The organism is Parasphingorhabdus sp. (genome assembly GCF_041748495.1).
In the GTDB taxonomy this organism is placed as follows: domain Bacteria; phylum Pseudomonadota; class Alphaproteobacteria; order Sphingomonadales; family Sphingomonadaceae; genus Parasphingorhabdus.
This window is the reverse complement of record NZ_JBGTDD010000064.1, coordinates 1-12,923: the sequence shown is the minus strand read 5'-3', so window position 1 is coordinate 12,923 and position 12,923 is coordinate 1. Positions and strand designations below refer to the sequence as shown.

The window sequence follows — 12,923 nt, the reverse complement described above, 5'->3', positions numbered from 1 at the left end:
AGCTGCGCCGGTACGTCACTGCTCGACTATCAGGGCAATGCCTGGAAATATACCGACGTTGGCGAATGCGAAGCCATAGGCGGATCGCTCACCGAAGTGGCCGACAATGACCCGCCGGTACCACCGGCAGCGGCTCCTGCGAAAGGCTGAGCCAGTGGCAGAATGATCTTGAAAGGGGCGGTTCGACGGAGCCGCCTTTTTTATTTTGGCCAGAAAGAGGAAATGATATGCGCTATCTGCTGATCGATGGACATCCCGACAGCGATCGATTAACCACCGCATTGATTGATCATTATGCCGCCAACTGCCCAGCCGGTGCGGATATAGACCGGCTGATATTGCGTGACATGGCCTTCGACCCGGTTTTGCACCAAGGCTATGCCCGACCACAGAAATGGGAAGCCGATCTGGAACGCGCAGCCCGCTTGCTCGACGGATGCGATCATCTGGTGATCGCCTTTCCGATGTGGTGGGGTGGCGAACCGGCTCTGGTGAAAGGCTTTGTCGACCGCCTGTTGCTGCCGCATTTCACCTTTCGCTATCACGAGCATGACGATTGGTGGGACAAGCTGATGGAAGGTCGTTCGGCCGATGCGCTAGTCACCATGGACACGCCGGGCATCTTCCTCCGATTCGCTTATCACAATTCCATCAAGCACCGCTGGCGAAAACAGATACTGCAGTTCTGCGGTTTCGATCCCGCACGCTTCCATATTTTTGCGCCGGTTCGCAAGGGCAGCGCGGAAAAAAACTGGCCGAAATGGCAAGCGAGGGTCGCCAGGGCGGCGAACAGCGCGGTCGGGCTGAAACGAAAGCCCCGGCAAAGCCATCTCGCGAATTTCCTCGCCTACGGCAAAAGCAGGGACGAATCGCCATAGCTGTAAAACCGGTAACCCCCGGCAATCGCATGCGCATAAGCCGCCTGCATCGTCTCCAGCCCCATCAGCGCGCTGACCAGCATGAACAGGGTCGATTTGGGCAGGTGGAAATTGGTCATCAGGCCGTCGATCGCCCGAAATTTATAGCCGGGCGTGATGAAAATATCGGTATCGCCTTCGAACGGTCGGATGATGCCGTCTTCCCCTGTGGCGCTTTCCAGCAGGCGCAGGCTGGTGGTGCCGACCGCGATGATGCGGCCGCCTGCCTTTCGCGCTGCATTCAGGCGGTCGGCAGTTTCCGCTTCGATCCGTCCCCATTCGCTGTGCATCCGGTGGTCGTCGGTTTCATCGACCTTGACCGGCAGAAAGGTCCCTGCCCCGACATGCAGGGTCAGTGTTTCACTATCCACGCCCGCCGCCGCCAGCGCGGCCAAAAGGTCATCGGTAAAATGCAGCGCCGCTGTCGGTGCCGCCACCGCGCCCTTTTCCCGGGCAAACATCGTCTGATAGTCGGCTGCATCGCGTTCATCGATGGCCCGTTTGCTGGCTATATAAGGAGGCAAGGGCATGGTGCCCGCGCGTTCAATCAAAAGCTCCACCGGTTCCTCGCCGAGAAAGTGCAGAACAAAACTGCCATCCGCAAGTTTCGCTTCGGCCTCGGCCGATACATCCATCCCGAAATCGACGATTTCGCCGACCCGCAGGCGCTTCGCGTTGCGAATGAAAGCCTGCCAGCGCCGCAGGTCAACCCGTTTGTGCAGCGTTGCCCCGATATTGGCATCGCCGCGCTTCCCGCTGAGCTGCGCCGGAATGACCTTGGTGTCGTTGAACACCAATATATCCTTTGGCCCGAGCAGCTGCGGCAGGTCGCTGACGATATGGTCGGAGATCCGATCGCCATCGACTTTCAGCAGCCTGGCGCTGTCACGGGGAGCGGCTGGCCGTAGCGCGATACACTCCGGCGGTAGCGCAAAATCGAAAAGATCAACGCGCACCGGCCGGACTAGGGATTGATTGGCGCGTTCAGGTCATCCACGGTAATCGGCGCTTCGCTCTGGCGTGGTTGGGCCCCCGGCAAAACCGGCGGCTTGTTGTCAGCGGCGATCGATGCCTGCAATATCCGACTGGGATTGAGCGGCGGTTCGCCGCGGGTAATATTGTCGACATATTCCATGCCGGACGTGACCCGGCCGAATGCCGAATAATTGCCGTCGAGCGAAAAGCGCGGATAGAAGACGATGAAAAACTGGCTATTGGCGCTGTCTTCGCTTTGGGAACGCGCCATTGATACCACTCCGCGTACATGCGGAAATTTGCCAAATTCCGCTTTCAGGTCGGGCAGGTCCGAGCCGCCGGTTCCGGTGCCGGTGGGATCACCGGTCTGCGCCATGAATCCTTCGATCACGCGGTGAAAGATCAGGCCATCATAGAAGCCGCGCCGTGTCAGCGTCTTGATCCGTTCGACATGATTGGGGGCACGATCGGCGAACAGCTGGATGGTTACCCGGCCGCCGGTGGACAGATCGAGATGCAGGATATTTTCTTCAGCCGGCACCGATGCCGGCGCCGGCGTCTGTACCTCGGCCTCTTGCGCCTGCGCGGCAAAGGAGGTCAGGAACAGGGCAGAGAAGGTCAGGAAAAATTTGCGCAGCATGGCTTACTCGTTTGGCTTCAGGGAATGGAATAGCCTTTGGACGATTCTACCTTTCACTGCAATGAATTGCTGGTGATGGCTATTGATCGCCCTTCAGGCCAATCTTCTGAACCCGTGCGGTAATTTCATCCGCTACCAGCGGTGTCACGAACTTGTGGATCTCGCCGCCGAACATGGCAATCTCCTTGACCAGACGCGAGGCAATCGGCTGCAGCGACACATCGGCCATCAGGAAAACCGTTTCGATGTCGCCGTTGAGCTGCTGGTTCATGCCCGCCATCTGATATTCATATTCAAAGTCGGCGACCGCCCGCAAGCCGCGAACAATCACGCCGGCCTTTTGCTTTTCGGCAAATTTCATCAGCAGCATGTTAAAGCCGACCACTTCGACGCCATCGCCCAGATCGGCGGTTTCCCGGCGCACCATTTCCAGACGTTCCTCGTCCGAAAACATCGGCGATTTGGAAGGATTGGTGGTCACGCCGATCACCAGCTTGTCGACCAGACGCATGCCGCGCTTGATAATATCCATATGCCCCTGGGTAATGGGGTCAAAGGTCCCCGGATAAACGCCGATTCTCATGTCTTGCTCCCCCGCCTAGCGGTCTCTTTCGATTGTATATTCGGCGATGGCGCGCAGCAAATCGGCTTCTGCGCCATAGCCGCTCAGATGCGATTTGGCCTGATTCGCCAGCATCTGCGCCTGTCCTTTTGCCCGGTCCAGGCCCATCAGGCTCAGAAAAGTCTCCTTGCCGGCCACCGCGTCCTTTTGCAGCGCCTTGCCTGCTTTTTCCTCGTCGCCTTCGACGTCCAGAATGTCATCGGCGATCTGGAACGCGAGGCCCAGATCATGCGCATAGCCGCGCAGGCTGGTGCGACCTTCCTCGGCCACCCGGCCCAGAATCGCACCGATTTCCACGCAGGCTGCGATCAACGCGCCGGTTTTCAGCTGCTGCAGCCGGGTCACCGTCTGCAAGTCAAAGGTAGAATTTTCCGCCACCAGATCCATCATCTGTCCTCCCGCCATGCCCGCCGGTCCAGCGGCTTTGGCGAGACAGGCGGTCATCTCGACGCGCACGAACGGATCATGATGGGTGCGGTCGTCAGCCAGCAATCCAAAGGCCATGGCATGGAGCGCGTCGCCGGCGAGCACCGCAGTCGCTTCGCCAAAGGCAATATGCGTGGTCGGCTTGCCCCGGCGCATGTCATCGTCATCCATACAGGGGAGATCGTCATGGATCAGCGAATAGACATGCAGCGCCTCGACCGCTGTCGCCGCCCTGATCGCGCAGGATTCATCGACATTGAACAAGCCGGCCGTCGCCATCACCAGCAAGGGTCTCAGTCGCTTGCCGCCGCCGATGGCAGCATGGCGCATCGCCTCGTATAATTCGCTGCGGGCATCATTGGGGACCTGCAATAGCTGGTCGAACTGTCGATCGACTGCGGTGGCGACCCGCCCCATCTCCCGAAAAAGATCTGAATTATTGTTGGCCGCCAATGGTTCAGTCCGCGTCAAACGGAACAGTGGCTTGCGGCTTGCCGTCGCGATCGAGGGTGATTTTCTCGATCTTGGCCTTCGCGGCCTCCAGCCGTTGCTGGCACAGGCCGCGCAATTTTTCGCCCTCGCTATACAGCTCGATCGACTGGTCCAGCGGTACATCGCCGCTTTCCAGCTTGCGGACGATGTCCTCGAGGCGCTTCAGCGCATCCTCGAAATTCAGCGTTGTGAGGTCTTCTTGGGTTTCGCTCATGGCGAAATGCAATGACGAGGCTTTCGGTCGCGGTCAAGGGCTTGGACTTCACTAACGCCAACTTCCTGTGTAACGGAACATAAAAGGGCGGGGAAAAAAACATGTTCATCGGTCATTTTGCGCCTGCGATGGTAGCGGCGGTCCATCCCCGGGCACCGGGACTGGGCACCCTGTTCGTAGCCGGACAGTTGCTCGATTTCGGATTTTTCGGTCTCGCGCTGATCGGCGTGGAAAATTTTCGCATCACGCCCGGAATCACCAAAATGGTGCCGCTCGATCTCTATCATATGCCCTACACCCACAGCCTGCTCGGCAGTGCAGCCTGGGCCGCAGCTTTTGCGCTGTTGATCTGGTCGTTCACGCGCAACCGGACCGGCGCGTTGATCGGCGGCGCCGTGGTCCTGTCGCACTGGTTCCTCGACCTTCTGGTCCACGCGCCGGATCTGACTCTGGCCGGCTCCCCGCCGAAACTGGGCTTTGGTCTGTGGAACCATCCGATGATCGAAATGCCGCTGGAGCTCGGCATCACCTTCGGCGCGCTGGCTTTTTACGCGATCCGCACCAGGGCGATTACCCGCCAGTCCAAATATGCGCTGGGCCTTTTGGCCGTATTGCTATTGGCGCTGCAATCGATCAACTGGTTCGGGCCAGAGCCGCAGTCCGCGGATATGGCAATGAAGCTGACCGGCCTGTTCGCCTTCTCGGTCGCCGCCCTGGCCGCATGGTGGGTCGGACGTACACGGGCACTGAAACAGTCTTGAAGACAGGATCGAATATGACCCAATATATCGCCGCCTATTTCATCGCCGCCCTCGTCTTTGGTATTCTCGACTATCTCTGGCTCAGCAATATGGCGGAATCCTTATACCGGCCCGTGATCGGCGAGATCATGGCCGACGAATTTCGCAAGGCCCCCGCGATGATCTTCTATGCCATCTATCTGTTCGGCATCGTCTGGTTTGGCATCAAGCCGGCGCTGGCCAGCGGCCAGTGGACAACAGCACTGCTCAACGGCGCCTTGTTCGGGGGCATTGCCTATGCCACCTATGACCTGACCAGTCAGGCAGTGCTCAAAGTCTGGTCGACGAAGATCAGCCTGTACGACATTGCCTGGGGCAGCTTTGCCACCGGGGTCACCGCGGCCTTGACCGCCTATCTGGTACTCAGGTTCGTGAAGGCATAGAATGGTTCCGCCAACCACCTGAATCTCATCGGCGGAATTTCGTCCCCAGCGCCGCGATTCGCGCCGGCAGAAGCGCCAGAATCGCTTTCTTCCTTGCGTCGCTGGCCGATGCCCATTCGCCAATTTCCGGCAATGTCCGAGCGCATCCCACGCACAGGCTGCTCGTACGATCGATGGTGCAAATATCGTTGCAGGGCGATTTCATGACGTCGCCAGCTGCTCCTCGATCTGCCCCAGCCGCTCTTTGCCGAAATATATTTCACCATCGACATATATCGTCGGAATGCCAAAGGCGCCGCGCTCGACCGCTTGTTCGCTATTGTCGATCAACGCCTGCTTGACCGCCGGCTCCTGTGTCTTCGCCATCAGTGCCTTCGCATCATAGCCGCCATCCTGCAAGATTTTGCCGAGCGTTTCGGCATCGGTCACGTCCAGGCCCTGTTCCCAGATCGCGGGCAAAAGCGTTTCAACGAAACCGGCGCGCTGTTCCGGTGGCAAGGCAATCAGCATCCGCTGCAGGGTGACCGTATTGAACGGAAAATGCGGGTTCATCTTGAACTGGGTGAGGCCGTGCCTTTTGATGAACCGGTTCATCTCGAGCATCGCATAAGCATTCTTGCCTTTCACATCCGCATCGCGGATGAACGGCGGCGCATTGCCGGTCAGCTTGTGCATGCCGCCGAGAAAGGCCGGGGTGATTTCAATGGCCGCGCCATATTTTTCCGCCAGCGCCTTGAGCGGTGACCAGATCAGATAGGCATTCGGACTCACGAAATCGAAAATCAGTTCAATCGTCTTGGTCATATTCATACTCCTGCGAAGGCAGGAATTTAGCTCCCACCCTTGCGTCCAGACAGAATCTCTGGTGCGCCCACCCCTGCCACCGCAGGCGAACAATGCAGAACCATAGTCGAGCCAGCAGAAACATCAATTCCCTCTAGTCGAAATTGGTGCAGGTCGTTAAAGGCGATGCATGACCACAGACACGCTGATTGCAGAGCCCCGGATCTCCACCGAAACCGTGCGCGAGCACGGCCTCAATGCGGAGGAATATCAGCGCATCTTGAACGCGCTGGGCCGCGAGCCGAATATGACCGAGCTCGGGATTTTCTCGGTCATGTGGTCCGAACATTGTTCCTACAAGTCCTCACGCCTGCATCTAAAGAAGCTTCCGACAACCGGCCCGCAGGTGATCTGCGGCCCCGGCGAAAATGCCGGCGTTATCGATATCGGAGACGGCCAGGCGGCAATCTTCAAGATGGAGAGCCATAACCATCCGTCCTATATCGAGCCCTATCAGGGTGCGGCGACCGGGGTCGGCGGCATCCTCCGCGACGTCTTCACGATGGGCGCGCGCCCGGTCGCCAACCTCAACGCGCTGCGCTTCGGACGGCCCGACCATCCCAAGATGAAGCATCTGGTCAAGGGGGTGGTCGCCGGCATCGGCGGCTATGGCAATTGCGTCGGCGTGCCCACGGTCGGCGGCGAGACCAATTTCGATCCGGCCTATGACGGCAATATCATCGTCAATGCAATGACCGTCGGCGTGGCTGACTCCGACAAGATTTTCTACTCGGCAGCGTCCGGCGTTGGCAATCCGATCGTCTATGTCGGCTCCAAGACCGGCCGCGACGGCATCCATGGCGCGACCATGGCGAGCGCCGAATTCGACGATGACAGCGACGAGAAACGCCCGACCGTGCAGGTCGGCGATCCGTTCACCGAGAAACTGCTGATCGAGGCCTGTCTCGAGCTGATGGCCAGCGACGCGATCGTCGCGATCCAGGACATGGGCGCCGCAGGGCTGACCAGTTCCAGCGTCGAAATGGCAACCAACGGCGAAGTCGGCATCATTCTCGACATGGACAAGGTGCCCTGCCGCGAAACCGGCATGACCGCCTACGAGATGATGCTCAGCGAATCGCAGGAACGCATGCTGATGGTCCTCAAGCCGGGTCGCGAGGAAATGGCCGAAGCGATCTTCACCAAATGGGAGCTGGATTTCGCGGTGATCGGCGAGGTCACCGACAGCCGCCGGATGGTGCTGACCCACAAGGGTGAAACTGTCTGCGATATTCCGCTTGGCCCGCTCGCCGACGACGCGCCACTCTATGACCGCCCGCACCTGACCCGCGAGGAATATGCCGCGCATGTCAATGTCCAGCCGCTCGGTGATATTCCCGAAAACTCCGATATTGGTGCCGATTTGCTGAAGATGATGGCCTCTCCAGCGCTCGCCTCGCGCCGCTGGATCTGGGAACAATATGACAGCCAGGTCGGTGCCGACACCGCCCAGCGCTCCGGCGGCGACGCTGCCGTGGTCCGGGTGCACGGCACCAACAAGGGTCTCGCCATCACCACCGACTGCACGCCGCGCTATTGCAAGGCCGACCCCTATGAAGGCGGCAAGCAGGCGATTGCCGAAGCCTATCGCAACCTGTGTGCGGTCGGGGCGAAACCCCTGGCGACGACCGATTGCATGAATTTCGGCAATCCCGAAAAGCCCCATATCATGGCGCAATTTGTCGGCTGCATCGAAGGCATGGCCGAAGCCTGTCTGGCGCTCGACATGCCGATCGTATCCGGCAATGTCAGCCTCTACAACGAAACCACCGGAGCCGACGGCATCAGCCACGCGATCCTGCCCACCCCGGCGATCGGTGCCGTGGGACTGATCGATGATCTCGACAAGATGATGACCATCGCCTTCAAGAATGAGGGCGATTTCATTGCCACCGTCGGATTCCACTTTGAAGAGCTGGGCCAGTCAACCTGGCTCCGCGAAATCCACGGTCGCACGGATGGTCCGCCGCCCAAGGTCGACCTCAAGGATGAAGAGTGGGCCGGACGCGTCATCCGCGAATTGATCGCCGACGGCAAGGTCACCGCCGTTCACGATATCAGCGATGGTGGCCTTGCCGTCGCCCTGGCGGAAATGGCCCTGGCCGGAAATCTGGGTGCCGAAATCGACCCGATGACTAGCGCCTTTGCCTTCAGCGAGGCGCAGGGCCGCTATGTCATCACCTATCGCAATGAAGAGGATCTGGATCGCGAGAAAGTGCCATTCGAAAAAATCGGCCGGGTCAAGGGCGATCAGCTTGTCCTCAACGGTAATCCGATTGCGGTGTCCGACCTGCGCGATGCCCATGAAAGCTTCTTCCGCGACTGGATGGAGGGCTGATGTTTTAAATCGCATCAATTGATGCGATGAAAGATGTCATGAGAACAACGGTTACCATCGATGATGAACTGATGGACCGGGCGATGGACTATACCGGTATCAGCGAACGCGCGACGATCCTGCGTATGGCGCTCGAACAGTTCGTGGCCAACGGTGCCGAAAAGTGGCTGGCCAAGCTGAAGGGGAGCCTGCCGGATCTTGAAACGCCGCCGACCGCCACGTTTCGTCAATTCCGAATAATCCGGCAATGATTATCATCGACACATCGACATGGGTCGACCATTTCCGTGGGATTGATACATTGCTGGACAGCCCGCCGGTGCAGTCGGTCCGCAGGCTCCTCCATCCTTTTGTTTGCGGTGAATTGCTGCTTGGCGGATTGCCCGGTCATGATATCGTCCGGCAGGTGCTGGCGGATCTGCAACGGGCACCGGTGGCCGATTCGGCGGAAGTGACAACCTTTATCGCATGGGCCGGGCTGGCCGGAACCGGAATCGGCTATGTTGATGCGTATTTGCTGGTAGCTGCGCGCATGGTCGAAAACGGTCGCTTACCGGCCCGGGATCGAAATTTGTTGGAACAGGCGCAGCGACTTGATATTGCCTATCAACCATGACCAAAGGTTCTTCCTCTACTCCGCTCACCGAAAAGCTCTCTCTCAAGGACGGGATGCGCGTCTGGTTTGCCGATATGCCCGACAGCGTCCGTACGGCAATCGAGGCTTCCGGCCTGACGCTCTCCGAAGAAAAGGTTCCCACGCCCGGCCTGCACTCGGCTCATATTTTCGAAACAGATCGAACCCGAATGGAAAAGCAGCTAGCCATATTGCGCGACCTCATCGATTCGGCTGGCCAGGTCTGGGTCAGCTGGCCGAAAAGAGCTTCCGGAACGGAAACTGATATCACCGAAGACATCATTCGCGACATTGCCCTGCCGATGGGCTATGTCGATATCAATGCCTGCGCGGTAGACGAAATCTGGTCAGGTCTCCAACTGGAGATCCGCCAGGAATTGCGGTGAAACCCAACCGTTTGTCCTGAGCCTGTCGAAGGACACCTCAAGACAATAAGCGCACTTCTGAACGTTGCAGAGCTGCTAGCAGGAACTCATGCGGCCTGCGCCAGCATGTCATAGGGATCGATATTGCGGGCCCGGAACCTTGTGTGGGCTTCATGATAAAAATGCGGCGTCCGGATGTGCAGCCGTTCGCGCAAGGCGTCCAGCGGCTGGGCGAGCAGTTCGATGATCGATTCCTCGATGATCCGCGGACAGGCCTTGCCCATTTTCTGGGCTTCGCGGATGGCCGTGAATATCGGCGCATCGCTCTTGATCTGTTTCTTCATGTTCAGGCCGGCTGCATAGGCAATGAAGACATTCCCCAGCGACGGGTTCTGGCCATAAGTGAATGCCAGCACGCAGGCTTCGCCCAGCGCATCGCGGCCGTAGCCGGTCAGCACGTGCAGCAGATCATGGGTGTCGCGCTGCCGAAAGCCATACCATTCGATCAGATCGCCATATTTGCGCGGGCTGAACCGGTCATATTCGGCAATCAGTCCGGCTGCGCTCAGACCTTCTTTCTCCATGAAGTCGCAATAGGCATGGGCGAGGCTGCCCTCGGGCATCTGGCGCAGGCGATCATGATCGTCGAGCAGGGGTGCCAGCTCGGCTTCGCTTGCCAGCAGCGCCTTGCCCTTGGCGCTTTCGACAAACGCCCTGGCATCCCGGCGAAAGCCCGGTCGGGGCAAGGATTCAAAGATATGGAAAACCTGTTCCGTATCTTCCTTGTCCTTGATCAGCTCGCGAAAATGATGCAGCGCTTTCAGCGGCCGAAAGCGCGATGCAGGTCGCTCGGGGTGGATGAACGGGGTTTGCGAATCACCCGGTGCGGTGAAGTCATGATCTATTTTCATAAGGCCTATATGTCGGCTACTAACATCAATGTCAATATGGAATGGATGCTTTCCTACAGCGGTCGGATTCGCTATTCAACTTGGCCAGCCATAAGGCTTCATTGGCCCCAACTTTGACAAACTTTGAAAACGGGAGACGGTAATTTGCAGTCCCATGCCACCCGCCCCTATAGCACTCTGCCGGACTATTCCGACGCAGAGCGCATTGCCCGCTCCCGCGCCTTTTACGAGGCGATCAGACGCCGCAGGACCTGCCGCGACTTCTCGGATGCGCCGGTTCCCCGTGCGGTGATCGAAAACGCCATTCTGTCGGCTGGGACCGCGCCCAACGGCGCCAATCACCAGCCCTGGCATTTCGCCGTCATCGAGACACCGGAAAAGAAAAAGGCGCTCCGCGTCGCTGCTGAAGCGGAGGAACAGGCCTTCTACGCGAACAAGGGCAGCGAAGAATGGCTGGCGGCGCTCGAACCACTGGGCACCGATGCCAGCAAGCCGTTTCTCGAGACCGCGCCTTATCTGATTGTCATTTTCGGCCAGCGTAAGGGCGGCTTGAACCCCGGCGAGATGAAACAGAATTATTATGTCAGCGAAAGCGTCGGCATCGCCACCGGCATACTGATCACCGCGCTGCATGATGCCGGCCTGGCTACGCTCACTCACACGCCCAATCCGATGAAATTCCTCAACATTCTGTGCGAACGTCCGGTCCATGAAAAACCCATGATGATATTGGTGGTCGGCAAGCCCGCCGCCGACGCCACGGTTCCGGTCCACGCAACGGTCAAGAAGCCGCTCGAGCAGATCGCCAGCTGGCTGTGAATCACCCTGATCACCACTTTTGCGGTCCCGCCGGGTCCGCAGAATCGCCGTTCCTGCTGAGCTTGTCGAAGCATAGCCAGCTGCGGCGGATTCGGCTGGCCAAGGTCCATCGACAGGCTCAGGATGAACGGATCTGACATGAGCGTAGCTGCGGCCACCCCACGCTATCTCGAACTCGACGCCCTGCGCGGCTTTGCGGTGATGGGCATCCTGCTGATGAATATCATCGGTTTTTCGATGCCGGAAATGGCCTATGTCAGCCCGGCGGTCTATGGCGGCACCGATCTGCCCGATATCATCGTCTGGGCGCTGTCCTACGTGTTCGTCGATGGCAAGATGCGCGGCCTGTTCACGATCCTGTTCGGGGCAAGCATGATGCTGATCGTCGAACGGGCCGAAGGGAATGGCGACAATCCTGCCAAAATTCACTTTTCGCGCATGACCTGGCTGGCGCTGTTCGGCCTCGCCCATTTCTTTCTCCTGTGGTTCGGTGACATCCTGTTCCTCTATGCTGCGGTCGGCTGCATCGCATATTCTCTCAAACATCTGTCGGCTGAAGACCTGTTCCGGCGTGCGCTGCTGATCTTCACGATCGGTTTTGTCGGCTATTCCTTCATGTTCGGCGGCCTGCTCTATCTGCAATATCAGGCGAGCCTGCCCGGGGCCGGTGCCGACGCAATCGAGAGCCTGCGTCAGGCCACAGCCGATTTTGATCCCGGGGCCACTGTCATTGCCGCGGAGATCGCGCTGCACCAGTCCGGATTCCTGCCGATCTTCATGGCCAAGATCGAGAATGATCTTTTCCAGCCGCTCGTACTTCTGGCCTATAATCTGGCCGAAACCCTGCCGCTGATGATGGTTGGCATGGCGCTGTACAAGAACGGATTCCTGACCGGAGCATGGAGCGCGGACGACTATCGCCGCTGGGGCCTGCGATTAACCGGGATCGGCGCACTGATCCTGACCCCGATTGCGATCGGCTTGATCCATCAGGATTTCAACATGCTGCTGATGATAAACGCCCATTATGCGTGGAACTGGCCATCGCAAATGCTGATGACACTGGGCTATGCCGCCTTGCTGGTCGGACTGATCCAAAAATGCGCCAGATCCGCCTGGATGCAGCGGGTCGCTGCGGTCGGCCGGGCCGCCTTCAGCAATTATCTCGCCACCAGCCTGTTGATGACCTTCCTCTTCTACGGCTGGGGGCTGGGACTATATGGCACCATCGGCCGCGCCGAGCTTTACCTCATCGTTCTCGGTGTCTGGGCGCTCATGCTGTTCTGGTCGAAACCCTGGCTGGACCGCTTTCGCTACGGACCGCTGGAATGGTTGTGGCGGAGTTTGGCGCGGGGACGAATTCAGAAAATGACGGTCACAAAATAATTGCACTCGAGAGTCGCTTTGCTATTGCGATCTATTCTCAATAGCGATATACGAATCGCCGAGAGGAACGGAAATGGTTGTTTGCGTCTGTAATGCGATCAAGGAAAAAGACCTGAGAGCCGCCGTTCGCAGCGGGGCCGACCGGCCATCGCAGGTCT

General features: G+C 58.8%; 18 protein-coding genes. 10 read left to right on the top strand and 8 right to left on the bottom strand.

Features of this window, described 5'->3' with window-relative positions:
* The coding region (locus ACEW8J_RS05280) for a DUF2282 domain-containing protein (RefSeq protein WP_373490596.1) at positions 1–150 on the top strand (150 nt) is incomplete at its 5' end.
* 77 nt (positions 151–227) lie between these two features.
* Positions 228–878, top strand: a complete 651-nt coding sequence (locus ACEW8J_RS05275) for an NAD(P)H-dependent oxidoreductase (RefSeq protein WP_373490594.1) — start codon at positions 228–230, stop codon at positions 876–878.
* On the opposite strand, the gene queA is transcribed toward ACEW8J_RS05275, so the two are convergent.
* From queA to ACEW8J_RS05250, 5 genes are all read right to left on the bottom strand, one after another.
* Complete coding sequence (gene queA / locus ACEW8J_RS05270) at positions 848–1,873, bottom strand: tRNA preQ1(34) S-adenosylmethionine ribosyltransferase-isomerase QueA (protein ID WP_373490593.1); 1,026 nt, start codon at positions 1,871–1,873, stop codon at positions 848–850. The two genes, ACEW8J_RS05275 and queA, sit on opposite strands and share 31 nt — an antisense overlap.
* An 8-nt stretch (positions 1,874–1,881) precedes the next feature.
* Positions 1,882–2,532: a peptidylprolyl isomerase gene (locus tag ACEW8J_RS05265; protein ID WP_373490592.1), complete on the bottom strand. Its 651-nt coding sequence runs from the start codon at positions 2,530–2,532 to the stop codon at positions 1,882–1,884.
* Between the two features lie 79 nt (positions 2,533–2,611).
* A complete protein-coding gene (gene coaD / locus ACEW8J_RS05260) occupies positions 2,612–3,115 on the bottom strand; it encodes a pantetheine-phosphate adenylyltransferase (RefSeq protein ID WP_373490591.1) in 504 nt (167 codons plus the stop codon).
* Positions 3,116–3,130: 15 nt separating this feature from the next.
* Positions 3,131–3,997, bottom strand: a complete 867-nt coding sequence (locus tag ACEW8J_RS05255) for a polyprenyl synthetase family protein (protein WP_373490595.1) — start codon at positions 3,995–3,997, stop codon at positions 3,131–3,133.
* Between the two features lie 40 nt (positions 3,998–4,037).
* Positions 4,038–4,286: an exodeoxyribonuclease VII small subunit gene (locus ACEW8J_RS05250; protein WP_373490590.1), complete on the bottom strand. Its 249-nt coding sequence runs from the start codon at positions 4,284–4,286 to the stop codon at positions 4,038–4,040.
* A 101-nt stretch (positions 4,287–4,387) separates the two neighbouring features.
* Between ACEW8J_RS05250 and ACEW8J_RS05245 the strand changes: the two genes are divergently transcribed.
* A complete protein-coding gene (locus ACEW8J_RS05245) occupies positions 4,388–5,047 on the top strand; it encodes a hypothetical protein (protein ID WP_373490589.1) in 660 nt (219 codons plus the stop codon).
* Positions 5,048–5,061: 14 nt separating this feature from the next.
* On the top strand, positions 5,062–5,469 hold the full coding sequence (locus ACEW8J_RS05240; RefSeq protein ID WP_373490588.1) for a DUF2177 family protein: 408 nt from the start codon (positions 5,062–5,064) through the stop codon (positions 5,467–5,469).
* Positions 5,470–5,494: 25 nt separating this feature from the next.
* Here ACEW8J_RS05240 and ACEW8J_RS05235 read toward each other — a convergent pair whose 3' ends face one another.
* Positions 5,495–5,674, bottom strand: coding sequence for a DUF1289 domain-containing protein (locus ACEW8J_RS05235; RefSeq protein ID WP_373490587.1), 180 nt, complete (start codon positions 5,672–5,674; stop codon positions 5,495–5,497).
* Positions 5,671–6,273 carry a 2-hydroxychromene-2-carboxylate isomerase gene (locus ACEW8J_RS05230; protein WP_373490586.1) on the bottom strand — a complete coding sequence of 201 codons (603 nt, stop codon included), beginning with the start codon at positions 6,271–6,273 and terminating at the stop codon, positions 5,671–5,673. Before ACEW8J_RS05230 ends, ACEW8J_RS05235 begins: the two co-directional genes overlap by 4 nt.
* 169 nt (positions 6,274–6,442) lie before the next feature.
* Here ACEW8J_RS05230 and purL point away from each other — a divergent pair, with 169 nt between their 5' ends.
* From purL to ACEW8J_RS05210, 4 genes are read left to right on the top strand one after another with little or no spacing between them, the layout of a single operon-like run.
* Complete coding sequence (gene purL / locus ACEW8J_RS05225) at positions 6,443–8,650, top strand: phosphoribosylformylglycinamidine synthase subunit PurL (RefSeq protein ID WP_373490585.1); 2,208 nt, start codon at positions 6,443–6,445, stop codon at positions 8,648–8,650.
* Positions 8,651–8,688: 38 nt separating this feature from the next.
* Positions 8,689–8,901, top strand: a complete 213-nt coding sequence (locus ACEW8J_RS05220; protein ID WP_373490584.1) for a type II toxin-antitoxin system VapB family antitoxin — start codon at positions 8,689–8,691, stop codon at positions 8,899–8,901.
* Positions 8,898–9,266, top strand: a complete 369-nt coding sequence (locus tag ACEW8J_RS05215) for a VapC toxin family PIN domain ribonuclease (protein ID WP_373490583.1) — start codon at positions 8,898–8,900, stop codon at positions 9,264–9,266. The genes ACEW8J_RS05220 and ACEW8J_RS05215 overlap by 4 nt, the downstream gene beginning before the upstream one ends.
* On the top strand, positions 9,263–9,670 hold the full coding sequence (locus ACEW8J_RS05210) for a hypothetical protein (RefSeq protein ID WP_373490582.1): 408 nt from the start codon (positions 9,263–9,265) through the stop codon (positions 9,668–9,670). The genes ACEW8J_RS05215 and ACEW8J_RS05210 overlap by 4 nt, the downstream gene beginning before the upstream one ends.
* An 86-nt stretch (positions 9,671–9,756) precedes the next feature.
* Here ACEW8J_RS05210 and ACEW8J_RS05205 read toward each other — a convergent pair whose 3' ends face one another.
* A complete protein-coding gene (locus ACEW8J_RS05205; RefSeq protein WP_373490581.1) occupies positions 9,757–10,560 on the bottom strand; it encodes a Coq4 family protein in 804 nt (267 codons plus the stop codon).
* A 144-nt stretch (positions 10,561–10,704) separates the two neighbouring features.
* On the opposite strand from ACEW8J_RS05205, the gene ACEW8J_RS05200 reads away from it, so the two are divergent.
* Together ACEW8J_RS05200 and ACEW8J_RS05195 are read left to right on the top strand one after the other, a co-directional pair.
* A complete protein-coding gene (locus ACEW8J_RS05200) occupies positions 10,705–11,379 on the top strand; it encodes a nitroreductase family protein (protein ID WP_373490580.1) in 675 nt (224 codons plus the stop codon).
* Positions 11,380–11,517: 138 nt separating this feature from the next.
* Positions 11,518–12,765, top strand: a complete 1,248-nt coding sequence (locus ACEW8J_RS05195; protein ID WP_373490579.1) for a DUF418 domain-containing protein — start codon at positions 11,518–11,520, stop codon at positions 12,763–12,765.
* Positions 12,766–12,923 lie beyond the last annotated feature (158 nt).

Coding starts and splice junctions, on each gene's coding strand:
- ACEW8J_RS05275 (WP_373490594.1), top strand. CDS start 228: ATGCGCTATCTGCTGATCGATGGACATCCCGACAGCGATCGATTAACC.
- ACEW8J_RS05265 (WP_373490592.1), bottom strand. CDS start 2,532: ATGCTGCGCAAATTTTTCCTGACCTTCTCTGCCCTGTTCCTGACCTCC.
- coaD (WP_373490591.1), bottom strand. CDS start 3,115: ATGAGAATCGGCGTTTATCCGGGGACCTTTGACCCCATTACCCAGGGG.
- ACEW8J_RS05255 (WP_373490595.1), bottom strand. CDS start 3,997: ATGGGGCGGGTCGCCACCGCAGTCGATCGACAGTTCGACCAGCTATTG.
- ACEW8J_RS05250 (WP_373490590.1), bottom strand. CDS start 4,286: ATGAGCGAAACCCAAGAAGACCTCACAACGCTGAATTTCGAGGATGCG.
- ACEW8J_RS05245 (WP_373490589.1), top strand. CDS start 4,388: ATGTTCATCGGTCATTTTGCGCCTGCGATGGTAGCGGCGGTCCATCCC.
- ACEW8J_RS05240 (WP_373490588.1), top strand. CDS start 5,062: ATGACCCAATATATCGCCGCCTATTTCATCGCCGCCCTCGTCTTTGGT.
- ACEW8J_RS05235 (WP_373490587.1), bottom strand. CDS start 5,674: ATGAAATCGCCCTGCAACGATATTTGCACCATCGATCGTACGAGCAGC.
- ACEW8J_RS05230 (WP_373490586.1), bottom strand. CDS start 6,273: ATGACCAAGACGATTGAACTGATTTTCGATTTCGTGAGTCCGAATGCC.
- purL (WP_373490585.1), top strand. CDS start 6,443: ATGACCACAGACACGCTGATTGCAGAGCCCCGGATCTCCACCGAAACC.
- ACEW8J_RS05220 (WP_373490584.1), top strand. CDS start 8,689: ATGAGAACAACGGTTACCATCGATGATGAACTGATGGACCGGGCGATG.
- ACEW8J_RS05215 (WP_373490583.1), top strand. CDS start 8,898: ATGATTATCATCGACACATCGACATGGGTCGACCATTTCCGTGGGATT.
- ACEW8J_RS05210 (WP_373490582.1), top strand. CDS start 9,263: ATGACCAAAGGTTCTTCCTCTACTCCGCTCACCGAAAAGCTCTCTCTC.
- ACEW8J_RS05205 (WP_373490581.1), bottom strand. CDS start 10,560: ATGAAAATAGATCATGACTTCACCGCACCGGGTGATTCGCAAACCCCG.
- ACEW8J_RS05195 (WP_373490579.1), top strand. CDS start 11,518: ATGAGCGTAGCTGCGGCCACCCCACGCTATCTCGAACTCGACGCCCTG.